This window comes from Streptococcus oralis (genome assembly GCF_001075675.1).
In the GTDB taxonomy this organism is placed as follows: domain Bacteria; phylum Bacillota; class Bacilli; order Lactobacillales; family Streptococcaceae; genus Streptococcus; species Streptococcus oralis_V.
Genome location: NZ_JUNW01000003.1, coordinates 76,795 through 100,715 on the forward strand (window position 1 = coordinate 76,795; position 23,921 = coordinate 100,715).

20 protein-coding genes and 1 tRNA gene are annotated in these 23,921 nt (G+C 38.4%); 3 read left to right on the forward strand and 18 right to left on the reverse strand.

All coding sequences use genetic code 11. The features are described from left to right. Positions 1–32: 32 nt before the first annotated feature. From ADM50_RS09750 to ADM50_RS00505, 3 genes are read left to right on the forward strand one after another with little or no spacing between them, the layout of a single operon-like run. A complete protein-coding gene (locus ADM50_RS09750; RefSeq protein WP_049484154.1) occupies positions 33–164 on the forward strand; it encodes an SPJ_0845 family protein in 132 nt (43 codons plus the stop codon). Next, on the forward strand, positions 165–1,070 hold the full coding sequence (locus ADM50_RS00500; RefSeq protein ID WP_049484155.1) for a permease: 906 nt from the start codon (positions 165–167) through the stop codon (positions 1,068–1,070). It abuts the gene before it with no gap. Next, positions 1,067–1,882, forward strand: coding sequence for a TIGR03943 family putative permease subunit (locus ADM50_RS00505; RefSeq protein WP_049484156.1), 816 nt, complete (start codon positions 1,067–1,069; stop codon positions 1,880–1,882). The genes ADM50_RS00500 and ADM50_RS00505 overlap by 4 nt, the downstream gene beginning before the upstream one ends. Positions 1,883–1,939: 57 nt before the next feature. Here ADM50_RS00505 and ADM50_RS00510 read toward each other — a convergent pair whose 3' ends face one another. The 18 genes from ADM50_RS00510 to leuD form a co-directional block, all read right to left on the reverse strand. After that, the gene (locus ADM50_RS00510) at positions 1,940–2,992 is read right to left on the reverse strand and encodes a hypothetical protein (protein ID WP_049484157.1); all 1,053 of its coding nucleotides are present in this window, start codon (positions 2,990–2,992) and stop codon (positions 1,940–1,942) included. 8 nt (positions 2,993–3,000) lie between these two features. Then, positions 3,001–3,774: a nucleotidyltransferase domain-containing protein gene (locus tag ADM50_RS00515; RefSeq protein ID WP_049484158.1), complete on the reverse strand. Its 774-nt coding sequence runs from the start codon at positions 3,772–3,774 to the stop codon at positions 3,001–3,003. A 17-nt stretch (positions 3,775–3,791) separates the two neighbouring features. Next, the gene (locus ADM50_RS00520; protein WP_049484159.1) at positions 3,792–7,142 is read right to left on the reverse strand and encodes a DEAD/DEAH box helicase family protein; all 3,351 of its coding nucleotides are present in this window, start codon (positions 7,140–7,142) and stop codon (positions 3,792–3,794) included. 28 nt (positions 7,143–7,170) lie between these two features. Further along, positions 7,171–8,313: a restriction endonuclease subunit S gene (locus ADM50_RS09220; RefSeq protein ID WP_053092707.1), complete on the reverse strand. Its 1,143-nt coding sequence runs from the start codon at positions 8,311–8,313 to the stop codon at positions 7,171–7,173. 33 nt (positions 8,314–8,346) lie between these two features. Then, a complete protein-coding gene (xerA, locus tag ADM50_RS00530) occupies positions 8,347–9,312 on the reverse strand; it encodes a site-specific tyrosine recombinase/integron integrase (RefSeq protein ID WP_049484160.1) in 966 nt (321 codons plus the stop codon). A gap of 119 nt (positions 9,313–9,431) precedes the next feature. Continuing rightward, positions 9,432–9,845 carry a type II toxin-antitoxin system death-on-curing family toxin gene (locus ADM50_RS00535; RefSeq protein ID WP_049484161.1) on the reverse strand — a complete coding sequence of 138 codons (414 nt, stop codon included), beginning with the start codon at positions 9,843–9,845 and terminating at the stop codon, positions 9,432–9,434. Further along, positions 9,842–10,078 carry an AbrB family transcriptional regulator gene (locus ADM50_RS00540; protein ID WP_000260600.1) on the reverse strand — a complete coding sequence of 79 codons (237 nt, stop codon included), beginning with the start codon at positions 10,076–10,078 and terminating at the stop codon, positions 9,842–9,844. Before ADM50_RS00540 ends, ADM50_RS00535 begins: the two co-directional genes overlap by 4 nt. Before the next feature lie 76 nt (positions 10,079–10,154). Beyond that, a complete protein-coding gene (locus tag ADM50_RS00545; RefSeq protein WP_049484162.1) occupies positions 10,155–11,276 on the reverse strand; it encodes a restriction endonuclease subunit S in 1,122 nt (373 codons plus the stop codon). A gap of 12 nt (positions 11,277–11,288) precedes the next feature. After that, positions 11,289–12,782: a type I restriction-modification system subunit M gene (locus ADM50_RS00550; RefSeq protein WP_049484163.1), complete on the reverse strand. Its 1,494-nt coding sequence runs from the start codon at positions 12,780–12,782 to the stop codon at positions 11,289–11,291. Between the two features lie 147 nt (positions 12,783–12,929). Then, the gene (locus ADM50_RS00555; RefSeq protein WP_049484164.1) at positions 12,930–13,856 is read right to left on the reverse strand and encodes a bifunctional riboflavin kinase/FAD synthetase; all 927 of its coding nucleotides are present in this window, start codon (positions 13,854–13,856) and stop codon (positions 12,930–12,932) included. Positions 13,857–13,999: 143 nt separating this feature from the next. Next, positions 14,000–17,539, reverse strand: a complete 3,540-nt coding sequence (gene smc / locus ADM50_RS00560; RefSeq protein WP_049484165.1) for a chromosome segregation protein SMC — start codon at positions 17,537–17,539, stop codon at positions 14,000–14,002. Then, positions 17,530–18,228: a ribonuclease III gene (gene rnc, locus ADM50_RS00565; RefSeq protein ID WP_049484166.1), complete on the reverse strand. Its 699-nt coding sequence runs from the start codon at positions 18,226–18,228 to the stop codon at positions 17,530–17,532. The genes smc and rnc overlap by 10 nt, the downstream gene beginning before the upstream one ends. Positions 18,229–18,399: 171 nt before the next feature. Beyond that, positions 18,400–18,471: transfer RNA gene (locus ADM50_RS00570), tRNA-Arg, on the reverse strand. A gap of 67 nt (positions 18,472–18,538) precedes the next feature. Next, positions 18,539–19,525 carry a GMP reductase gene (locus tag ADM50_RS00575; protein ID WP_049484167.1) on the reverse strand — a complete coding sequence of 329 codons (987 nt, stop codon included), beginning with the start codon at positions 19,523–19,525 and terminating at the stop codon, positions 18,539–18,541. Positions 19,526–19,694: 169 nt separating this feature from the next. Continuing rightward, a complete protein-coding gene (locus ADM50_RS00580) occupies positions 19,695–21,011 on the reverse strand; it encodes an McrC family protein (RefSeq protein ID WP_049484168.1) in 1,317 nt (438 codons plus the stop codon). Continuing rightward, positions 20,998–22,353 (reverse strand): AAA family ATPase, encoded by a 1,356-nt coding sequence (locus ADM50_RS00585; RefSeq protein WP_049484169.1) that lies wholly within the window; start codon positions 22,351–22,353, stop codon positions 20,998–21,000. Before ADM50_RS00585 ends, ADM50_RS00580 begins: the two co-directional genes overlap by 14 nt. Before the next feature lie 163 nt (positions 22,354–22,516). Continuing rightward, positions 22,517–23,296, reverse strand: a complete 780-nt coding sequence (locus ADM50_RS00590; RefSeq protein ID WP_049484170.1) for an L-threonylcarbamoyladenylate synthase — start codon at positions 23,294–23,296, stop codon at positions 22,517–22,519. 27 nt (positions 23,297–23,323) lie between these two features. Then, on the reverse strand, positions 23,324–23,917 hold the full coding sequence (leuD, locus tag ADM50_RS00595) for a 3-isopropylmalate dehydratase small subunit (RefSeq protein WP_049484171.1): 594 nt from the start codon (positions 23,915–23,917) through the stop codon (positions 23,324–23,326). Positions 23,918–23,921: the final 4 nt, after the last annotated feature.

Sequence of the window (23,921 nt, forward strand, 5' to 3'; positions counted from 1 at the left end):
ATAGAGGTAGAATGTAGAAAAGAGGTAGGCCCATGGCTGTTAAATTTACAAAAACGGATGATTGGGACAAGATGTTTGAAGAATTCGCAAAACTTCCTGACTTAACACAAGTCACTTTCCCAGATGACAAAGACAAAAAAGAAAAAGTTGAGAAGAAAAAATAAATGACGATTTTCCAATCTCTTCCTCCTAGCATCTTACAAGCGGGGGCTATTTTTCTCTCCATCATGATTGAAGCCCTTCCTTTTGTCTTGATTGGGAGTCTCATTTCGGGATTGATTGAGGTCTATATCACACCTGATAAAGTTTATGAGTTTCTTCCTCGCAATCGTTGGGGGAGGATCTTTTTTGGTACCTTCATCGGCTTTCTCTTTCCTTCTTGCGAATGTGGTATCGTTCCGATTATCAATCGTTTTCTGGAAAAGAAAGTGCCCAGCTACACAGCGGTTCCTTTTCTGGTGACTGCTCCCATCATCAATCCTATCGTTCTTTTCGCCACATATTCTGCCTTTGGCAATTCAATAAAACTTGCCTTCTTGCGAGCTCTGGGAGCTATTGTGATTGCTTTGATTCTGGGGATTTTCCTAGGATTTTTCTGGAAGGAACCCATTCAAAAAGAGAATCCTATCGCTTGCCATGAACATGACTTTTCACACTTGGGTCCCGCTAGAAAAGTGTTTCAGATCTTTATACAAGCTATTGATGAGTTTTTCGATATGGGGCGTTACTTGGTCTTTGGCTGTCTCTTTGCGGCTATCGTGCAGGTCTATGTCCCGACTCGGATCTTGACCTCTATCAGTGCAAGTCCAGTCCTTGCGATTCTCTTGCTCATGTTTCTAGCCTTTCTCCTCTCTCTTTGTAGCGAGGCGGACGCCTTTATCGGAGCTTCTCTCCTCTCGAGCTTCGGCCTAGCGCCAGTCCTTGCCTTTCTGATCATAGGCCCCATGCTTGATATCAAAAATCTCCTCATGATGAAACACTATCTCAAAGTGCGCTTCATCTGGCAATTTATGGGTATTGTGACAGTGCTTGTCTTGCTTTATTCTTACATGATGGGGGTGATGTTATGATGCGATTTTTCATTTTACTGGGTTATTTTGCCCTAACTCTGTATCTGCAGCTTTCTGGCAAGCTCAGTCACTACATTAACCTCCACTATTCCTATCTAGTCTATATTTCCATGCTCCTTTCTCTTCTATTGGCTCTGGTCCAATTCTATATCTGGATCAAGAAAATCAACTCTCACAGCCATTTAGAAAGTCGTCGAGCTAGGCGAATCAGCATCCTGTTACTGTCACTACCTCTATTGATTGTAGTTGCCTTTCCTACCGTAAGTTTGGACTCGAGAACCGTGTCTGCTAAGGGATACCATTTTCCACTTGCTGAGGGAATCGATACTGCTATTCAGGCAAGCGAAGGCACATCCAGTCAATATCTCAAACCCGATACCAGTTCCTATTTTTCCAAATCTGCTTATGAAAAGGAAATGAGGACTACAGCTGACAAATACCTCTCCCAGCCAACCATTCAAATTACAGACGATAACTATATGGAGGTCATGGAAGTTCTCTATGACTACCCTCAAGAGTTTGAAGGAAAGAAAATCGAGTTTACAGGCTTTGTCTATAACGATCCTAGCCATCCAGATAGCCAGTTCCTCTTTCGCTTTGGCATCATCCACTGTATCGCAGACTCTGGTGTATATGGACTCTTGACCAAGGGAAACTCACGCCAGTATCCTGACAATACCTGGATCACCGCTAGAGGAACCCTGACCCTCCACTATCATAAAGAACTCAAGCAAAAACTCCCAACACTAGAGGTTGAGAGTTTCACAAAAGTAGACAAACCAGAAAATCCTTATGTCTATCGCGTGTTTTAGAAAGAGATTGTTACTTTTTGAAAACATACCAATGCTATTATTTGATATAAAAACTTCTTACGTTGTATAGAAATCTATTGACAAATCGCTATCAGACTCGTATTTTTTCCAAGCTAAACTGAAGCCATAATAATCTTCAAATTCAGGGTGCCAGTCATAATAAAGTGGGACACGACTATACTTTCTCGCTACAACTTCGTCTTCAAATTCTGGAGACTCCCCTGCAGTAATACCAAATTGAAGACCATTTAGTTCCCAAGTATTTCCCCAAACGTTTTCATCAGAGAGAACATCGATCCATCTAGAAGCATCAATATCAAAATCTGCACATAATTCCAGTTCATAAAATCTTCTACAGTTAATCTCTGAAGGTTTTATATAAAGGGCGCTATCAACTTGGTATTTTTTATCTTTGACTTGAATCTGTGTGATTTTCATTGGAATCGGAACTCCATTTAATTCTAACCAGAAATATCCTAAAGGAGTTTTGATACTATAATATGTTTGCTGAGAGTTGGGGTTAGCATTTTTAGAGCAAACATCTAGAATTCTTCCTAACTTTTTTAAATTTCTAAAAACGTTTTTCGAAGTGATTGGGTCGAAATGTGAATACCTACGAATGACACGTTTTAACTTTTCAACAGGAAAAGTGATATCCTTTGGTAGGGCATGATACTTCTGTACAACTAAAGCATTTTTTTCAGTATTTTCCTTCCCGACTGGGACAATAACAGCGTGTCCTATATGGATATTTGGGTCATCACAAATATAAGTATAACCATTCCCTCCTTCCTGAAACTCAACCACAACAAGATTTAACTCTTGATCTGGATCAAAGAGAGGCTCTACCTTTTCTACTTCTTGGCGCTCATAAAAAGTAAAGTGATCTCCATCCCCGTCTTCGCCGAAAACCATGAAACTGCCACACTCAGGGCACTTCCACATATAAAATGACGCTTCAGAAATATCATCATAAGAAATTTTATTATGGTCGTCAGCTTTATTTATGATTTCTTCAAACAACTCATCCGAATAAACTGAATAAGCATTTGGATCGGGCGCTCGGTGGTCATTCATTTCTTGCCCACATTTACATGTCCATTTACCCATAAAAAACCTCAGTCGCGGCCTAATTCTTCAAGAAAAAATTGATTTAGAGCTTTCCAGTCTTTCTTTTCCTCACGAACACTTTGAACGTATGCATCCAGCTCTTTGATATTTTTGATGATGTAGTATTGGATCGGCATAATCGGATCAATTTCCATACCTTCAGGTCCCTTTACCTTGATATCAAGCAATCTTGATACATGCTCTTTCATCTCATCAGGAAGCAATTCTTTCACTAAATCATCAAACAAAATTGGCGGAACTGAATGGTATTTTTCAATCCAACGGCAGACCAAAATGGGACGCAGCGCATAGAAATACTTTTTAGGTTTGACCTTGTCTCCTGAAAGGTACTTATTCATATGAGTTCTAGCAGTATTCAAGTAATGATACAGCATTTTTTTCTCAGAAAAATACTGGTTGGCAAGAGGACGCATGCGCTCGATAAAATCCGTTTGTTGATAAACAATTGGTGACTGTAACCATTCAAAAAGTGTAGGATTTGACTTATAAAGGAGTTTTAAAGTCTTGTCTAAATCCCAGCCACTCACATCCCAAGTGTCGTCAATTGGTAGCTCGATAACATCACGCTGTTCATTCAAACGGAGATAAAAATCTTGCTTGTGTTTGTAGATAAATCGCACATCAAAGTCACTATCAGGAGACTCAAATCCCCAAGCACGACTACCAGACTCAATAGCCCACAAAACTTTGACATCGAAATCACGCTCAATTTTTGCTAATTTTTCCGGTACCAGAACATTCATTTCTTCTTGCGTTAGCATTTATAACCTCTTATTATTTATGCTGCTTCTCCAGCTCGATCATTAATGAGTTCAATTGTTTGGACAATATTACGAAGTATAGGGAGTTGGTGTTGAAAGAGTAGTTGAACTGAACCATACGATTTAAACGGCTCTTGTGTTAAAACTTTGGTCTCCAAGCAACCATTCTCTACAATGTAATCTACAATCAATTTCACAAAAGAAATCTGCTTGGCATTGAGACTCTCATCCGATAAAAATTTAGAAAAAACTTGATTAGCAGCCTCTCTATCTAAACCAATAATCTCACGAACCAATCTAGGAATTGCCTTATTTTCATAATGTTGTTGGTAATCTGACTTGCTACCTAATTTTTCCCATAGCAATGTTTCAAGTGCAAGTAAATCTTGAGAGGTCAATTTTTCATTATGGTATAACTTAGAAATTGCTTCATCATCTAGATGAGTTTTCAAATAATGTTCAACTTTTTCATTATAAGATCGCAGGTCATTGACTTGTAAATATGGCTTAGTATCATGGACAGTGGAAAGAATGTGATCATCAAAATTGACATAATATACAGTGCGTTCCGGTTTATCCAGAAACTGTAGTAAATCTCGAAGCGCAAGGCGTATTTTTTCCAACTCGGATAAACTAACTTCTTCCCAAAATTCAGGTTCTTGTACTTTCCTGATAATTTCAGCCTGTGCAAAAACTTGTGGTATATTGCCAACCCTAGCAAGGGCTTTAGCTGTTTTCATAACTTGAGATATATGGACAGTTGCTGGCTTAGCCAACAGTTGTCCTAACTGTATCTGAAACAGCCATAAATCAAATCGTCTCGCCATCTCGTCTTCTTTATTTTCTTCAAATAGAATCGGCGAAAGATCTTTCTGGATTGTTTCACTTGTGACGGTCGTTAGATTTTGCCAATTTTCCAACTTTCTGTAAGTATAAACTGTATCTAAGACCATACGAACCCTAAAGTCTAACTCATTTAAGCTCACCATACGTTCATGAAGTTCTGAGACGAGTTGTTGACGGTATTCTCTAGCAAACTGATCATCTTGATAACGAAGCTCCTGCAGTTCACGAATCAAGTCCACCTTGATGTTAAACAAACGTTGAGTCAGAGAAACAATGTGACGACCATCTCCTTCTCTTGGATCAGCTTTGAAATATTCAAAATTATCGCCATAATCAAATACCAAGAAATTTTCCTTATCCTGCTCAGGGCCGAATAAATCTTTACAAAGACGGGTTCCACGGCCAATCATCTGCCAAAACTTAGTTTTAGAACGCACTTTCTTGAAAAAGATTAAATTAACAACCTCTGGTACATCAATACCTGTATCCAACATATCAACAGAAATTGCAATTTGAGGGTATTTCTCCTTAATTTTAAAATCATCAATTAAGGTTTGATAATGCTTAATGCTATAATCAATCACTTGAGCATAATCGCTTCCTTTTTCAGGATAGCGTTCGTTAAAAATATCTCTGATGTATTCAGCATGTCGATGGTTTTTAGCAAAGATAATGGTTTTACCAATTTCGTCACCTGAAGCTGTCTGAATTCCTCTTGTCATTAGTTCGTCTAGAACAATTTTGACTGTTTTTCTATTGAAAATAGAGGTATTAAAATCCTCAGGATCAATATCTTTCTCAGAACTACCATCTTCAAATTGACTATCAAAATATTCTTTTTCGTCTTGGGATAAATCATCGTAATGTAGACCATCCGTTGGTAGTTTTAACTTAGTTTCAATCGAATGATAAGCTACTAAATAACCATCTTTTACAGCCTCTTCCAAATCGTATGCGTATGTTGGAACACCATTCTCCAAGTTAAAGAAACTATAGGTGTTTTTATCCAAATCTTGACGCGGAGTAGCAGTTAATCCTACAATCCTTGCATCAAAATAATCAAAAATTGATTTGTATTTCTGATAAATAGAACGGTGAGATTCATCAATTATGATAAGGTCAAAGTGCCCAACAGTAAAGGGTCGTTGATTTACTTCTTCTTGATCACTGATCGCTCCTATCATAGTCGGATAGGTTGAAAAAACCATACGACTAGATCGAGCACTATCTTTATCCTCTAAGAAATTACAAACTGAAAGATCTGGAAGTAATTTCCTAAACGAATCATAAGCTTGCTTAACTAGGGAAGTTCTATCAGCTAAAAAAAGAACATTTTTTACCCAGTTATGACGCGAAAGGATATCAACTAGGGAAACCGCTGTACGGGTTTTCCCAGACCCAGTTGCCATAACCAAGAGTGCCTGTCTGCGATTATTAGAGAATGTTTCACAGACACTTGTAATCGCATGTTTCTGATAGTGACGTCCAGAAATGTCGTCCCTAATTTTACTAGAAATATCCTTGAGTGGTTTTTGCAAGTGACGTCTGTCCATCAAAAGTTGCAACTCTTCTTGAGAATAGAACCCTGAAACCTTCCGACGATTAACACCATCAAGTATGTAGTGCTTTAAACCATTGGTAATAAAGCAAATTGGCCTATAGCCGATTTGTTTCTCAAGAGCTTCAGCATATTCCTTGACCTGAACCTCCCCTACTTCTGGATTTACAGATGCCTTTTTGGCCTCAACAATTGCTAGAACTTTCCCATTTTTGCCATAAAGGACATAGTCACAGTATCCAGTTCCTGTACCATGCTTCAAACCATGAACGGCTACCTCAACACGACAGTTTTCCTCAAATGTCCAACCTGCTAAACGGAGATCAATATCAATAAAGAGTTTTCTTGTCTCTGCTTCAGATAGTAGATCGATATGGAAAGGTACATCTTGCCGCAGAGCTGCTGTTTCACGTTTTTCAGTATAAGTCTCTTGAATAGTTAAGGACTGACTAGCCATCTGTTCATCGAAATCAGGAAGATCTGGCAAACTGTTTTGTAATTTCGCCATAGATTGTGGCGTTTCTCGAAACTTGATGTTTGCTGAAAGTGGCAATAACTGCTCGTCGAAATAACGCTCCACAAACTCGTTACTGTAGCAATAATCAATAAAATTGACAAATTGATACAAATGATGCAAAGCCAAAATCGCTTCTCGTTCCTTAATTTCTCCACCATGTGCAGCATGATTTCCCCATCGAATTAAAAGAACAATCTGCCTATGGAGCTCAGGATCCACAATCTCTCTAAAATCATCATCCCATACCAAAGAAGATAAGGTGGCACGATAGGGAGCTTCTAAATATGAATCGTGACTATATATCCAATGAACAGCCTGCTCCAAAGCACGGCGTGCCATAAAAGCAGTAGCTACAGTAGATGTCGCGATCATATTCTCAGCTTCTATACAAGGCTTTGAAAAAGATTCATACTCTTCGTTGTTTAAAAGAAAATCAAAATTTCCCATTTTTCTCTCACTTTGAATAAATAGATAGCTATATTATACTAGATTTCAAGCTATTTCTCCACAGTTTTATAACTATCCCACAAGCAAATTGTGATTTGTCGACCTGAGCTACAAAGTCTGCGAATTCGTTTTGGAGGGAAAGAGGGGGGAGGGGGAATTCTATCTTTCCAAGCTCAGATGCAGTAATCGCCATTTTAACACCACTGCCTTGTGAATTATTCTTTTGTACTTTCATATACTCACTTAACATAAATGTAAAGAACACTGGAATATACTTAGAATTATCTAACCGAATTTTCATAATAGATGGGTGCATTATACCTAGAGGGGCATCATTTGGTACTTGAAAAATTTCCCCAATTGTTCCTCTACAACTAACTATAATATCTCCACCATAAATCGAAAATCTCTTTAATTCCTTATATTTTTTTTCATCTACATACCTAGTTTCCAAATTCATTGTCTTTTTAATCGCGTGTTTTTGCTCATAAACCATACAGTATGATTTTTCTTTTTGAACAAAATACTCATTTTTTAATGAACTGCCAAAAGGACCAATAAACATTTCTTTTATAGAGTTATTTAATCTGTCAATATCAAAATTTGAATCATCCCCAAACATCTCGTTAAATCGGGATTTTACAAGATGTTCAAACTCAATCAACTGTTCTTTTCTAGTATAAATAAGTTTATCAATTTTTTTAAGAACTTTAACTTGTTTCCTCTGTATATCATACGTTGGCAAAAAAATCTCAATATCATATGCAATACTTTTAGATATTTCCTTGAATGTTGCTCCTCTTCCCAAAATATTCAAATAATTTTTTCTTGATTTTAAAAAATAATACAAATATTCATTGTTGATTTTATTTGAGCAGATAAAATTTTTAAAACCTTGATTACAATACATCTCACATCCTGAAATAGCAACTTTACCTATCGGAGCACGAGATGATAGCAAAACCGTTCCCTTAGGAAATGATTTCAATCCCGTTTTTTCAATTCCTAACTTCGTAATTTTTCGTTGTGTGTCAAAAACGATAAAATCATCATCACTAATTTCTGCAGGAGTAATCCATTTGTATTCTCCATTCCAATAATTTGGATTACTACTCTTTGGAGTTGAGCCTGTAACTATCTCACAAATTTCCCCTAACTTCACTTTCTTCATGCAACCACCTCCTCGAAATATCGGGATTTGCAGTTAAGAGATGAATTTTTGATGCGAATGTTTAACGTTGCTTTGGTTTACCATGGCATAGGCCAGGGTTGTATCAATTTTGCTGTGACCAAGTAGTTTTTGGACTTGTTCAATAGGCATTCCTTTATCAATAGCCTTAGTCGCTAGGGTTCTTCTGAATTTATGTGGATGAACCTTTTGTATTCCAAGTTTTTGTCCTAATTTTCTCAATCGAATCTCGACACCAGCAATTCCAAGTCTCTGGGCTTTTCCAAGTAGCGTTACAAAAAGAGCTGGATGACTATCTTTTCTATAATTGAGATAGTTTCTTAAATGAATTTTCGTACGAGCATCAAAATATACGGGTCTTTCCTTTTTACCTTTTCCAAAAACAACGCACTCTCTGTTTTCAAAATCAATATCAGAACGATTCAACTGGACCAGTTCTCCTACACGCATACCTGTTGATGCTAGTAGGTCAATCATTGCCAAATCTCTTAAATTTTCACAATTATCTCTCATAATTTCGAGATGTTCATCCGTATAAGTTTCTTTCACATTTTGTTCTGTCTTAATTTTTTTAATCCTTCGAATAGGATTCTTGATGATATATTCCTCTTGCTCAAGCCAAGCAAAAAAAGAGGACAATATACGCCGAATATTGTCCAAATTCGCCTTACTACAGTCCTTTTCAGACTGATAATTTGCTAAATAACTCCTTAAATCATCTGTTGTCAGTTGTGTCACAGATTCCTTAATATGATGAAACAAATTTTCAATTGTTCTCTGATAATAACGTATTGTTTTTGCGCTACAGCCCTCCACCTGCTTAGCAGTGATGAATAATTGCAACAGATTATTATTAGAATGCTTCTGCTTCTTTTTTCCATCCACTAGATGGCGCTCTAAACTCTCTCGCAATGCTAGTAATTGTTCATTATTTAAAAGGGGTAACATTTCTTGTATGATAATTGTAATTTTTGATTCCATAAATTCTCACTTTCATTATTACTCATCAATAAAAAGAGACAATATCAGTTTCTGCATTACAGAATTCTAATATTGTCTTTTCATTTTTTCTTATGCTCATTTCAATCCAGCATACTATCTTACTTTGTGACCTTTTCTCTGACAGAATATTCAGAAACCCATTTAGAATAGCTTATCATTTTTTCATCAGTTAAAGCTTCTACCGCTATAGTCACACACATATCAACCGCTTCTTCCACGGAAACAGCAAAGTGATAACCATTTAATTGTAAAAACTTCACCAAAACAAAGAAAGCTGTTCGTTTATTGGCGTTGGCAAAGACATGCTTCTTTATCAATTGGACAAATAATATTGTTGCTTTATCAAAAATTGTTGGATAAAGAGGCTTGCCAAAAACAAATTGTTCTGGTAAGTTCACAATCATATTTAACGCTGAAGGACTAACTGTTTGAATTTTCTCATTTGGAGAATACCGTTGAATTGCTAAAGCATTGATTTTTTCAATTTGCTTTTCTGTTAGATAGACTGTCATTTTTCCACCAAAGCTTTGAAAACATCGTCGTATTCATCAAAAATTGTATCCAATTTTAAGTTAAAGGCATCATCAGAAACATAAGAGACCTGATGATCCAATTCTTCAGGAGTAAAGATAATTTCGCCACTTGGTAACAATTTTGCTTCATATTTAACACCACTTGGAATATTGAATTCGCTTGGAATCGTAATGGTGATTGAATTTCCTTGTTTTCTTGTTTTTACGACCATCTGATTTCCTCCTTTGAAGTATTATAACAAATAATTACGGTAATTACAACGATAGTGTAAACTGCTATCTCAAATCTTAACCAAAATACTCCTGCATAAGTGATTTTTTCAAGGTTTCCAATTCTTCCAGAGATTTTTGAATTGCCAATTGTGATTTGTCAACCTGAGCTACAAAGTCTGCGAATTCGTTTTGGAGGGAAAGAGGGGGGAGAATCAGTTCAAAATTTTTAATCAGTTGACCGTTTAAATTAGGTTGATTTCCTCCTCGTCCAAGTTCTCGTAATTCGCTATACCTTAGCATTAATTGATGCCAAATAAAAACTGGATTGTCTATTTCATTTGGAAATATAGCACCACATGCTTGGTTGCTAGTAGATTCAACTTTGAGGATTGCACTTCTTCCTCTTGTTTGTCCTTGACCATACATAGCAATTAATATTGTATTAACTGGAAAAAGTTTAAGAGATGTATTCTCTAAGGCAAATTTTGTGATTTTTTCCTCAGTTTCCGTAATTTCTTTATTTATTACCTCAGTTGTTTTTACCCAATTAATCGTTCCGCTATCCCAATATAATTTATTATCTCTTGATGGTGTACTTCCACTAGAAAGTTCAAATTTTTCACCTATTTTATATTTGGGGAATAATGTAGTATAAAAATCCCCAAACATCTTGTTAAATCGGGATTTGACGAGCTCGTTATATTTCTCTGACTGTTTTTTACGAAAATTATAAATCTGCCTTATAGTATCCAGTTTCTTTGATATTATCTTCTGTTCTTGTATATCAGGCAAGAAAAACGAGATATTTTTAATTTTAGCAACTGAAAGATGTTTTACCGTTACAAAAGGAGTCTTGTCTTCAATTTCTTTCAAAAATTTAGGTATTATCCAAGAAAGATAACCTTCATCCACATTTTCATCAGTTATTCTTAACTTACAAACACGTTGATTAAGTAGTGCCAAATCTCCTTCCCATTTTTTCATTATAAAACTACCATCCATTGTAATCAATAAATCTCCCCTATGAATAAGATATTCTTCTGGAAAATCTCCTTCAAAGTAGGTATCAGAAAAACCTCTTTCTACATCTCGAATTCGTATTAAGGGGAGACCGATTTTTTTATCGTTAAATTGTGATGATTTAAAAGCGTAACCAGATAAAATCTCACAAACTTCCCCCAACTTCACTTTTTTCATACCTGTATCTCCCTACTTGAGCAATTCCTCTAACTCTGCTAATCCAGCTTGAATTTCTTTTTCTAGATCATTAATTTTCTTTAAGATGACTTCTGTTGGTTCATACTCAACTTTTTCATACTCAATTTCTTTGTATTTATTGATCGATAAATCATAATCATTATCCTTTATCTCATCGACTGGAACAAAGAAAGACTGGTCCGTTCTCTTACGTTCTGCTTCGTTGTCGAGTTGATGGAAACGTTCGATAATATCTGGAATATCATTATCACTGATCGGTTGTCGTTTATCATCCAAACTTAAACCATCTGCTTTCATATCGTAAAACCAGACCTTATCCGTTCCACCATTTCCAGTTTTTGTAAAGATGAGAATGGCAGTTGAAACTCCAGCATAAGGTTTGAAAACGCCACTTGGCATTGATATTACAGCATCCAATTTATGATTCTCTACAATTTCCTGACGAATTCCTTTATGGGCTTTAGAAGAACCAAAGAGGACACCGTCAGGTACAATAACTGCTGCACGTCCCCCTGGTTTCAATGTACGCAAGAAAAGAGCAAGGAAAAGTAATTCTGTTTTTTTGGTTTTTACAGTTGCAAGGAGATCATTTGAAGTTGAATCGTAGTCAAGTGACCCTTTAAATGGAGGATTTGCTAGAACTAAAGTGTATTTATCTGCTTCTTCATTATCTTGAGATAGTGAGTCAAGATAACTAATTTGTGGATTTTCCACTCCATGCAGCATCATATTCATTGCACCAAGTCTAAGCATGGTTGTATCCGTATCATTTCCATGAAACATATTGTTATGAAAATGGTTGATATTATCTGGATTGGTTTCCCATTCATCTTTTTTACGCTTTAGGTAGCGGCTAGCAGATACTAAGAAACCAGCAGACCCCATAGCAGGATCTGAGATAATATCCTTGATAGTTGGTTGCATCAACTCAACCATCATATCGATGATGTGACGAGGTGTACGGAATTGTCCATTTTTACCTGCGGTTGACAATTTTGATAGCAGATATTCATAGATGTCGCCAATATCATTAATTCCCTGTGTGTCATTATCAAAATCTATATCTGACCCTCTAGTTGGAAATTCATCTAATATAGAAATCACCTTTTGGAGCGTAGCAGGTTTATTAATTTGAAAGATAGCTTCTCGCATATAACGTGAAAAAGCTGTATCATCAGTATCACCCTTAAGATTCTTCATAAATGGAAAAATCTCCTGTGTCATTAAACGATAGACTTCCTGAGCATCTCCCATATTTTTAAAAGTCGACCAACGGTATTCAGGTTTGTCTTTTGGAAAAATTCCCTCATAAGAAATTCCTAGAAACTCAGCATCGCTTTCGCGTCCAAGCTCGACACTATCCAAATCCTTCATAAACAGAAGATAAGTCAATTGTTCAATATTTGTTAGAGGATTTGCATTTCCTTCAGTCCACAACATTTCCCACAGCTGATCAATTTTATTTTTTAATTCGCCTGTAATCATACTAGTCTCTTTTCTTTGGTTTTAAAGTTATGAATATCACTATTTTAACAGATTTTCAATTAAGCTTCAATTATGTTTCTCAATATAAAAATTTCTTTCAAAAATAAAAAAGCGAACACAAAATATGGTTCACTTTTTTAAACTTTCCTACTCTCCATCCTTCCAGTTCCGAGCAATCTCTTCATCTTTCTGGAGTTGGTCTACCAGTTCCTCTACGGAGTCAAATTTGACCATATCGCGAACACGGTCCAGCCAGTAGACCATGACTGTCTCACCGTAAATATCATCTGAAAAGTCAAAAATATTGACTTCAAAACGTGGTTCTTCTCCATCAAAGGTGACATTTTTGCCAACGCTCGCCATTCCACGATATCTCTGACGTTGCGCCTCGACATCGACTACATAAACACCGTCAGCTGGCATGTAAGTTCGGTCTCTTAGGACTAGATTGGCTGTTGGATAACCAATAGTCCGCCCACGGGCATTCCCATGAACGACCATCCCACGAGATGGGAGAGGTGTGCCGAGCAGATGATTGACTTCCTTTACATCTCCATCAAGAATTGCCTGGCGAATCCGTGTAGAACTAATCTTGCCCTTTTCATCCTCAACTGGAGGAACAATGATGATCTCTCCATCAAAATAGTCCTTCAGTTCATCCGCGGTTTTCTTATCTGAACCAAACGTGTAATCAAATCCCGCTACGATAATCGCTGGTTTTAAAGCTCGAACATAGGTATCAAAGAATTCCTGCCCTGTTAGATTGGCAAATTTGCTACTAAAGTCAAGTAAGAAAAGAGCCTCTACCCCATGCCATTTCATCTTGTGCTCCCGTTCCTCGTGATTGACGATATGGAGCATAAGCTCAGGTTGGTAAGGTTGCAAGGCAAGTTTTGGCGACTCTGTAAAGGTCATCACGACAACTGGCAGATAATCCTTCATAGAAGCCTTACTGGCCACTTCAAAAAGTTTCTGATGCCCCTTGTGGATGCCATCAAAATAACCTAGTACAAGGACTGTATTACCTGGTACTGCAATATCTTTTTCGTTCTTAATAGGTACTGTTGTAATCATGAAACTATTATATCATAGAGAAAGTCTTTTCGCTAAGAGGAAATCCCAAATGTCGTTTTTTGCGCCTGAACTGACCGTAAGAGAAAATTTAGCACTTTAGTTTTAAAAAATAGCACCTCCTAAGAGATGCTATCATTTGGTAACTAGTCTACTGTCTCTTCCAAATCTTTTAGCTTAACGGAAACAATCTTAGAAACACCTGATTCTTGCATGGTAACTCCATAGATAGAGTCCGCTGCCGCCATCGTTCCCTTACGGTGGGTCACGACGATAAACTGACTATCCTTGTCAAAACGATTGAGGTAATCCCCAAAGCGTTTAACATTGGCTTCGTCTAGTGCCGCCTCTACCTCGTCCAAGATAACGAAAGGAATAGTCTTAACTCGGATGATTGAGAAAAGCAGAGCCAGAGCTGATAGGGCTTTCTCGCCACCACTCATGAGGTTGAGAGATTGGATTTTCTTACCTGGTGGTTGAACAGAAATCTCCACACCAGCTGTTAAAAGATCGCCCTCAGTCAATATCAAGTCTGCCTGACCACCGCCAAACATCTGTCTAAAGGTCACTTTGAAGGACTCACGAATAGCCTCAAAGGTTGATTTGAAGCGCTCCTTAACCTCATCATTCATCGCTGTGATAGTCTCAAGGAGTAGGTTTTTCGCAGACAAAATATCATCTCGTTGGCTATTTAGGAAATCCAAACGATTGTGGACTTCTTCGTACTGGTCAATAGCATCTAAGTTGACAGGACCCAGTGAGCGAATAGCCTTCTCTAAATCATTAACCTCTTGCTCTGCCAGAGTGAGATTTTCCAGTTCATGCGCTTTTTCTAGAGCCTCATTATAGCTGATCTGGTACTGGTCTGTTAATTGAGCTTGTAGATAGCGCAAGCGTTCGCTGACCTTTTCCTTCTTAGCTTCAGCACGTGTTTGTTTGCGAATCCACTCCTCATTCTGCTGGCGAGCTTGGTCTAAATGACTGGCAATATCATCCAGTTGACCCTCGATATCATCCAACTCAAACTGCTTGCGTATCAAACCTTGTTGGAGGTTTGTTTTCTGAGTTTTGGCCTCTTCCGCCTGCTGACTTAGCATATCCGTATCAACCTTCTCAAGATTATCAACCTTTTCTTGGAGAAGACGCTGGATTTCCTCTTGTTCGAGATTGAGGTTATCCAATTCCTTACCTAGGCGTTCAATATCAGTCACTTCATACCGCTTTTGTCCTTGCAGTTCTGACTTAAGCAAGCGTGCTTGCGCTACTTGTTCCTGCAAGTTTTGATAACGTTCTTGAATAGCGTTTTTATTAGACTTAATTTCTTCAATCTCAGCTTCCAGATTTTGCTTTTCACTGGCGATAGTAGCAAGGCGCTCTTGGTATTTTTCCTTATCCGCTTGCCAATCACCTTCAGTAAGGCGATTTAATTCCTCTTCTTGAAGTTTCCAAAGAGTTTCTAACTCTTCCACTTGCTGACTAGTTTGCTGATAAGCGAGGGACAAGCCTTGCTCCTGTATACGAGCTTGCTCCCCCTGAGACTTGATGGCTTCTAATCTTTCTGTCAATACCGCCATCTCATCTTGCAAGGTCTTCAAACTTTCTTCTTCCGAACGCAGACTAGCTTCTTCTTCAGCAATTTCTTTTTGTAATTGCTCTAGCTCTGGCTTGATGAAGATACTGTTATTCTGGCGATTGGCACCACCCGCGTAGGAACCACCTGTGCGCAACTCTGTCCCATCCAGTGTCACCATACGAACCTGATAACGAACTTGACGAGCTGCGGCACGCGCATGTTCTACTGTATCAAAGATAGCCGTTGTGGCTAGCAAGTTCTTAAAAATAGCTTCTAGTCTAGTATCAAACGACACCAACTCATCTGCCATACCCAGAAATCCTGGACTTGCAGCGATAGCGTCTTGATTCTGACTAGAAATCGTACGAGCCTTGATAGTCGTCAACGGAAGGAAGGTTGCACGTCCAGATCTGTTGCGTTTGAGGAAATCAATAGCCTTAGTCGCCGCCTTCTCATCTTCTACGATGATGTGCTGACTGCTTGCGCCAAGCGCAATCTCTAGGGCAGTTTGATAATGCACATCAAAGGTCAAATGTTCACTAACTGCACCAATGATCCCACCAAGACGGTCTTTTTCTTGGAGAACACTCTTAACACCCGCGTAAAAGTTGCTATGATTTCTAAGGATATTTTCCAAACTCTGGGCTCTAGCCTGCTTGTTTTTGAGACTATCCAGACGGTCAAAGAGTTGGCTCTGCTGGGCTTGGTAAGAAACTTTTTGTTCCTCTTGCTCCTTGGCACTAGCTTGGTAGTCAGCCAATAATTTCTGAACCTGCTCCTTAGCAGTTTCAAGCTCAGCCTGCTGTTGACTAGCCTTCTCTTTAGCTGTAGCCAGTTGTTCTTTCAATTTCTCAAGTTGATCTGCTTGTTTTTGAGAGAGTTGACGGCTGTTTTCCAACTCATTCTCGATGCGGGTCAGTTGGTTTGAGACATCCGCTTCTTCTTGTAAAAGAGCGACAAAGCGTTCGCGTAAGAGCTCGATCATCTGGTCAGGATCATCTGAAAAAGCTAGCATTTCTGCCTCTAAACGATTGAGTTCCTTGTTATTTTCAGCTAGATTTTCCTCTAACTGTGCCAAGTTCGCTTCTTTTTCAGATTTCTCTTTACTTAGAGTCTTTCTCTTATCTTCCAAAGCAGTCAAACGGGCTTGTGCTTCTTGTTGATTGAGGGCTACCTGCTCGGACTCCAGTTTTGATAGGGCTAATTTTCTCTCTAAATCACTTATCAGATTCGTCAGATCCATCAAACTTCCTTGGTCTTTGGACATTTGAGCTTGGAGATCTTGGCGTTTCTTTTTAAGACTTTGATTTTCTTCTTCTAACTCTTGACGCTTTTGGTAATAGCTAGTCAAGAGTTCCTGAACTTGAGTTAGTTCTTCTTCTGTTAGCTCTAGTTCAGTCTTGTTTTCCTTGATTTGGGCAACCAGTACATCCAAGTAAATCGCCTTGCGTTGACCATCCAAGTCGAGAAACTTACGAGCATTTTCAGCTTGTTTGGAAAGAGGCTTGATTTGATTGTCCAACTCATAGATAATGTCCTCTAAGCGGTCGAGATTGTCTTGAGTTTGTTGCAGTTTGCTTTCTGTTTCTTTTCGACGAGTCTTGTATTTCAAAACACCCGCAGCTTCTTCAAAAATAGCACGGCGTTCTTCGGGCTTGGAGTTAAAAATTTCCTCAACCTTCCCTTGGGAAATGATGGAGAAAGAATCCCGTCCCAAACCGGTATCTAAGAAAAGGTCATGAATATCACGCAAGCGCACTTTCTTGCCATCAATTCGATACTCACTATCTCCACTACGATAGATATGGCGCTCAACCTTGATTTCTTGTCCAGCATCCTTGATAAAGCCATCTTCATTATCCAAAGTCACGACAACCGAAGCATAATTGAGCGGTTTACGACTTTCAGTCCCAGCAAAAATGACATCGGGCATCTTACCACCACGGAGGCTCTTGACACTAGACTCCCCCAAGGCCCATCGCAGACTTTCTGTAATATTTGACTTCCCAGAACCATTGGGCCCAACGACAGCTGTCACACCTTGATCAAAGACGACCTTAGTCTTGTCAGCAAAGGACTTGAATCCCTGAATCTCAATTTCCTTTAAATACATGAATCCAGCCCTTTCTCAACTGCATTTTTGGCGGCCTCTTGTTCTGCCAATTTTTTAGAACGGCCTTGACCTTTTCCGATACTCTTACCCTCAACTAGAACTTCTACATCAAAAACCTTCTCATGGGCAGGTCCCGTTTCAGAGGTCACCTGGTAGCGAATATCCACATCTCCATTGACCTGGAGCAGCTCTTGCAGGTGCGTCTTGTAATCCTTAATCATTTCAAAGTCACCTGCTTCAACCTTGGGGATCATGACTTGATAGATAAATTCTTTTACTCTAGCAACATCCTTGTCCAAAAGCAACGCTCCCAGAAAGGCTTCAAAGGCATCGCCAAGAATGGTGTCACGATTGCGCCCACCAGACTTTTCTTCCCCCTTACCCAGCTTGATAAACTGATCAAACTGGCAATCACGCGCAAAACCAGCCAAACTCTCCTCACGGACAATCATGGCACGGAGCTTGGACAAATCACCCTCTGGTTTCTTAGGATATTTTTTATACAGGTATTCTGAAATCAATAATTGCAGAACAGCGTCTCCTAAAAATTCCAAGCGCTCATTGTGTGAAATTTTTAAGAGGCGGTGCTCATTGGCATAACTCGTATGAGTAAAGGCAGTTTCTAGTAGCTTTTTATCTGCAAATTCGATTGCAAAACGGTCTTTCAGTACAGTTTGTAATTCTTTCATACCAACCTCTTTCTAACTGATAACAGTCCTTCTTATTATATCAAAAAAAGCCCCCTGAGTCACTTTAAAACGGGACTAGAGGGGAATTGAGCATTTTTTAAAAAAATTTTCAATTTTAGGGGCAGTATAAAGAAAAAAGCCTTACTTGAAGGCTTTCATAGGCTATTTACATCCACCCTGAGGGAATCGAACCCCCATCTCAAGAACCGGAATCTTACGTGATATCCATTACACTAAGGGTGGAAACTTGTCTTATTATAACAGAAATTTGCTCTAATAACAAGTTTTTTATGGGTGGACTAAGCGTCCATTAGTGGGATGCATCACCATTCCAGATAGAGTTTTTCACGATCACATAATCAACGTGCTTGAGGTCGGCAACCTTTCGTCCACCTGCGTAGGAAATGGCACTTTGCAGATCCTGCTCCATCTCAGTAAGGGTGTCTTGCAAGTGTCCTTTGGCAGGAAGTAAGATGCGTTTTCCTTCCACGTTTTTATAAGCACCCTTTTGATATTGTGAAGCTGAACCATAGTATTCTTTGAACTGTTCCCCATCAACTTCAATCGTCTTTCCTGGGCTTTCGATATGTCCTGCAAATAGGGAACCAATCATGACCATACTAGCACCGAAACGGATAGACTTAGCAATATCACCATGAGTACGAATCCCACCATCAGCAATAATCGGTTTGCGAGCCGCCTTAGCACACCAGCGAAGTGCTGCCAACTGCCAACCACCTGTACCAAAACCAGTCTTGACCTTGGTGATACAAACCTTACCAGGACCAATTCCGACCTTGGTAGCATCCGCACCAGCATTTTCCAATTCACGCACAGCTTCTGGTGTTCCCACATTCCCAGCAATGACAAAGGTATCTGGTAATTCCTTCTTGATGTGCTGAATCATAGAAATCACGCTATCTGCATGACCATGAGCAATGTCAATCGTAATATATTCCGGAGCATCATCCTTGAGTTGGCTAACGAAATCATACTCGTAATCCTTAACACCAACAGAAATGGAAGCAATGAGCCCTTGATCATGCATGCGTTTGATAAAAGGAATGCGCCCCGCCTCATCAAAACGGTGCATAATGTAGAAGTATCCGCCTTTAGCCAGTTGCTCTGCGACATTCTCATCCAAAATCGTCTGCATGTTGGCTGGTACAACAGGTAGTTTGAAAGTGTGATTTCCAAGTGTGACACTTGTATCCGCTTCTGCACGGCTTTTAATGACACATTTATTAGGGATCAACTGAATATCTTCGTAATCAAAAATCGGAAATTCATTTAACATATCGATATCTCGTTTCTTTTGTGATGACCTACCTATGCTTGCGCATCCCTACGTCTTTTCCGACGTTTCCTTAATTTATTATAAACCAAAGTACAGTTTTTGTCAAATAATTTCAATTATAAAACAATAATGTTCGGTTTTTATGGTTTGAATATAAAAAGTGGAGAGATTAGTTTCTCCCCACTTCCTTATCAATATTCCTTTTAAAAATTTCTGCGGAGTTTTCCATCATTTTACAAAACGCACTGTAGGATGAAGCATTCTGAGGAATTTGGATAGACCACTTCTTCAACAAAGCTCCATAACCTGCTAGCTTTCCTATTTCATTATCAACAACCTTGTGCTTGCTCGGAAAAACAAGACCAGCTTTCTCAGCTTTTAAAATATAAGAATAGGAAATCAGCTGGAATAAGTCCTCACGGTTGATTCCTTTTTCAGTATCTTCAAGTTTTTTATATTTAGCATCTAGAACTATTTTTAACTTTTTATGATAAAAATCTGGAAATACTTTTCTTTCACGATTAGAAAATACTGAAATACCGTCTGTCTTATCCTTATTTCTGGGATGTACAAAACCTTTTGGCAACAAGGTATAAACATACTCTTCCCAGAGCCAGGAAACATCAAAAAGAATACCATGGATTTTTTGCTCTTGATATCCTAAACCATGCTTTTCTCTATTTAGAATCATCAGGCAAAGTTCTTGTAGCTTTCTGTACTCTCTGAAATAGGCGTGTCGAATAGGTTTGGTTTTATTCATTCTGATAATCTTGGCACGATCAGCTAGTTTATAAGAGGGCGTTACACGCGCGATTTCAGATACATTTTCACGACTAATTAAGAGATTATCAAATACCTCTTGACCAATGCCTATCTGGTTTTTAATGTATTCAATAGTGTGACGAATCAATTGCATGAGTGGATTATCATAGGTGAACTCCCTAGTGGTATAGGCAATATTCCCCGTAAAAGGGAAATTTTTTTTCAGATGATTTCCAACATCTAGTACACCCTTTACATGACTGTCGTTATGAGAAAATCTTTGGTATTCCTTATAAAAACCTTTTCGAATTGCAGCTTGTAGATACTTGGGGAAGAGATACATCAAAAGTTGATAGAGCTTATCTTCACGCGACAAAGCTACATCCAAACTAGTGAGATTGATATTTAGAACTTTCTGCAATAGATAATGCAAAAAATGGTCGTTACTTTCATCAGAAAAACGAGAGGAAATCGTCAATTTTTCCTGACCACACCCCAGAAAACCAATCACATTTCCAGTCTTAATTTCCTGATCGACAGTTTCAAAAATCTTTTGGTCCTTATCCAAATCAGGAGAATGAGTCAAATCGTTTGGAAAAATAAAGATATTATCCTCTCTAGAAAGGTTATCCAGTGTTCTATCAAGAAGAGCTTGACTTAGTTTGGGATATTCTGCGACAAAATCTTCTTTAGCAATTCTATGCTGATTATCAGTTATCCGCATTATCATCACCAGTATCTTGCTGAACTGTTTGCTCTTTATTTGTCAGATCAAATGCTTTTTTTAATATTGCCAGAGTTTCAGACTCTTCATAAGAACCCCGTAAGTAATCTTCCAAAAGTGGTTTGAGATAATCAGACCAGAGTAATTCATAGTCAAAGTCTACATCCTTCAACTTAAGGAAATAACTTGGTCCGATATGATAATGACTGTTTAATTCCTGAACGTTTTCTATAGCAGTATTCAAGTTTCTTAGACGAGTTTTTGCTTCTTCTGCATGGATATTCAGCTCTTTATCCAACATGCCAACTTGACTCTCGGCAGTAACTTCAACAAAACGAAAACGACGACGCATAGCAAAATCAAAGGTATCCACCGAACGATCAATATCATTCATAGTTCCGATGATGTAAACATTTTCGGGGATATAAAACATTTCATCAGTTTCGTGTAGATTTGCATATTGGGTAGAAACACTTCCCTTTTCACCACGATAGCCAGGGTCAATAGAGAAAAAGAGTTCACCAAAAATCTTAGAAATCTTACCACGGTTGATTTCATCAATGATGAAGACAAAATTATCTTGGCCTCCAGTTTTCTTAGCGTCTCTAGCTTTCTGACAAAACTTCTTAAAGATACCATCTACTAATTTAAACTCAATGGTACCATCTCCATTAGATGCCGGTCTCAACCCCTCTACAAAATCCGTATAATCATAAGATGGGTGAAACTGTACAAAGTCGATTTGATCTTTGTTGCCATCTGTTAATTCGTTTGCAATATCAATAGCAAGGTGTGTTTTTCCTGTACCAGGTGCACCTCGAAGGATAAGGTTTTTGGATTTTCTTAATATATCTAAATAATCGTTAATATTTTTATTCATAACAACTTTCTCTATATTTTTTCTGTATGTGCCATTTAGAATGGATTTATATAAATTGATACGTTCCTTGTTTCTGTCCCAGTTGATGGTTTGTCTTACACCTTTTTTACCTTGGTATTCCCATCCACCATCTACTTTCAACCATTTAACACCAATACAATGTTTAAATGTTTTTTTAGATTCGTCAAAATAATAAGGTTTCACACATTGACCAATTCCTAAAATTTCCTTAACCCCTGTGGTAGCTATTATGTAATCATCTTTTTTTATGTCATGAGCAAATTTCCAAATAAATTTATCTCTCTGTTTTCCCTGTTTCAATTCTTGAGGATTTTTATAATCTAGAATACTAGACAAATTAGAATCAAAATCTATACAAGCTATATTCTCTTCTTTAAATAGGGACCAAACTTTTCCACCTCCTCCTGCAACTATCATCCAATAATTTAATTTTTCTTCCATTTTGTAGCTCCATTTTCATATATAGACTAGTCAGTATTTAATATTTCAAAATCCTATTTCATATATAGAATATCATATCCTATAGAAAAAGAAAAGAATTTCTAAAGAAAAAGCCCAGTGTTAGGAGCTTAAATATCTCATAACACTAGACTTCATTTTTATCTTAGTAATACTCCCCCTGACGGTAGTCCCATGAGTTAAAGGTATCTGACAAATGCATCATGATTTTATCAATGTCAAGCCCTTTACGGATAACGACTGGTGCTGGCGAGATTGAACGGGCTCCTCCTTGTTCTGGTATGAGTTTACCATCTTTATCAACCATAGAGACCATCACACCTTGCTCGTAGCGAGTTTCAATCGTTTTGTCCGGTTGGATAGATGCCACATAGTCGTCTGCTTCGATGACAAGGTCCACTGCTTCTTCGATACGTTCTCCGATGCCTTCCACCTTACCTCGGTTTCCTTTACCAGATGGGTTTGCTGATGAGGCATAGACCATTTTACCTTCTTCCCAAAGTTTAGCAGCCAACTGTTCTCCTGCTTTCCCGAATTTGATAACAAAACAGCTTGTTCCACGAACGTCTGTCATGAGTTCTTCACGGCCATCACCGTATGCTTTCAATTTCTCAAAGGCTTCTGGTTTCCATGGAAGGATACAACCTAGAAGAATGTCTTCGTCCCAATGTTTTTGGTAGAAGGCTTCAATTTCTGGGTTTAGTTGTGCTAAAGCGCGTAGCTCGTCCATGCTACCACAAAGTACAACACCTGGTTTGTTACGGTTACGCTCTTTAGCTTCAAATTTGCGTTCAAGACCTGCCTTATCGCTAGTCATGATAATGTAACCAACTTTAGTAGGGCAAACGATACATCCGCCTTCACCTTTTAAAATGTCATAGCCTTCTTGTGAAAGTGTTCCGTTCCATTGAATGTGTTTTGTCATAGTTCTATAGTTCCTTTTCTATTTTTTCTAATCCCGCCAGTAGGCTGGTCGTTGTTTTTCATAGGCAGCAATCAAATCTTCATACTGCAAAGTAATACCGATATCATCCAAACCATTTAAGAGCTTGTGTTTCCACTCGCTATCTATTTCGAAAGTGAATTCTCCAACTGGTGAGATGATTTTTTGTTGTTCCAAGTCCACAGTTACCTGATCGGTCGGTTTGAGTTGGGCTAGCTTTTCTCTAACCTCCCTAGGCTGAACAATAGGCAACATGCCATTATTGAGTTCATTATTGTAATGAATGTCACCGAAAGAGCCTGCAATCACGACCTTAAAACCATAGTCGGCTAGAGCCCAAGCTGCGTGTTCTCTGGAAGACCCTGCCCCGAAGTTATCCCCTGAGATGAGAATACTGGCTTTACGGTATTCTGGTCGGTTAAAGACAAAGTCTGGATCCTCAGTATACTTGTCGTCCAGATAACGCCAAGCATACATGAGGTACTTACCAAAGCCTTTCTTATCAATTAATTTGAGAAACTGCTTGGGAAGGATTTGGTCTGTATCAATGTTATCATTCATGAGAGGAACGGTCGTTCCCGTATAAACTGTAAATTTCTCCATATCC

Coding starts and splice junctions, on each gene's coding strand:
- ADM50_RS00540 (WP_000260600.1), bottom strand. CDS start 10,078: ATGGTCGTAAAAACAAGAAAACAAGGAAATTCAATCACCATTACGATT.
- ADM50_RS00510 (WP_049484157.1), bottom strand. CDS start 2,992: ATGGGTAAATGGACATGTAAATGTGGGCAAGAAATGAATGACCACCGA.
- ADM50_RS00575 (WP_049484167.1), bottom strand. CDS start 19,525: ATGTTAAATGAATTTCCGATTTTTGATTACGAAGATATTCAGTTGATC.
- xerA (WP_049484160.1), bottom strand. CDS start 9,312: ATGGAATCAAAAATTACAATTATCATACAAGAAATGTTACCCCTTTTA.
- ADM50_RS00550 (WP_049484163.1), bottom strand. CDS start 12,782: ATGATTACAGGCGAATTAAAAAATAAAATTGATCAGCTGTGGGAAATG.
- ADM50_RS00545 (WP_049484162.1), bottom strand. CDS start 11,276: ATGAAAAAAGTGAAGTTGGGGGAAGTTTGTGAGATTTTATCTGGTTAC.
- rnc (WP_049484166.1), bottom strand. CDS start 18,228: ATGAAAGAATTACAAACTGTACTGAAAGACCGTTTTGCAATCGAATTT.
- ADM50_RS09750 (WP_049484154.1), top strand. CDS start 33: ATGGCTGTTAAATTTACAAAAACGGATGATTGGGACAAGATGTTTGAA.
- ADM50_RS00520 (WP_049484159.1), bottom strand. CDS start 7,142: ATGGGAAATTTTGATTTTCTTTTAAACAACGAAGAGTATGAATCTTTT.
- smc (WP_049484165.1), bottom strand. CDS start 17,539: ATGTATTTAAAGGAAATTGAGATTCAGGGATTCAAGTCCTTTGCTGAC.
- ADM50_RS00555 (WP_049484164.1), bottom strand. CDS start 13,856: ATGATTACAACAGTACCTATTAAGAACGAAAAAGATATTGCAGTACCA.
- ADM50_RS00535 (WP_049484161.1), bottom strand. CDS start 9,845: ATGACAGTCTATCTAACAGAAAAGCAAATTGAAAAAATCAATGCTTTA.
- ADM50_RS00580 (WP_049484168.1), bottom strand. CDS start 21,011: ATGCGGATAACTGATAATCAGCATAGAATTGCTAAAGAAGATTTTGTC.
- ADM50_RS00500 (WP_049484155.1), top strand. CDS start 165: ATGACGATTTTCCAATCTCTTCCTCCTAGCATCTTACAAGCGGGGGCT.
- leuD (WP_049484171.1), bottom strand. CDS start 23,917: ATGGAGAAATTTACAGTTTATACGGGAACGACCGTTCCTCTCATGAAT.
- ADM50_RS00585 (WP_049484169.1), bottom strand. CDS start 22,353: ATGGAAGAAAAATTAAATTATTGGATGATAGTTGCAGGAGGAGGTGGA.
- ADM50_RS09220 (WP_053092707.1), bottom strand. CDS start 8,313: ATGAAGAAAGTGAAGTTAGGGGAAATTTGTGAGATAGTTACAGGCTCA.
- ADM50_RS00515 (WP_049484158.1), bottom strand. CDS start 3,774: ATGCTAACGCAAGAAGAAATGAATGTTCTGGTACCGGAAAAATTAGCA.
- ADM50_RS00590 (WP_049484170.1), bottom strand. CDS start 23,296: ATGACAAAACACATTCAATGGAACGGAACACTTTCACAAGAAGGCTAT.
- ADM50_RS00505 (WP_049484156.1), top strand. CDS start 1,067: ATGATGCGATTTTTCATTTTACTGGGTTATTTTGCCCTAACTCTGTAT.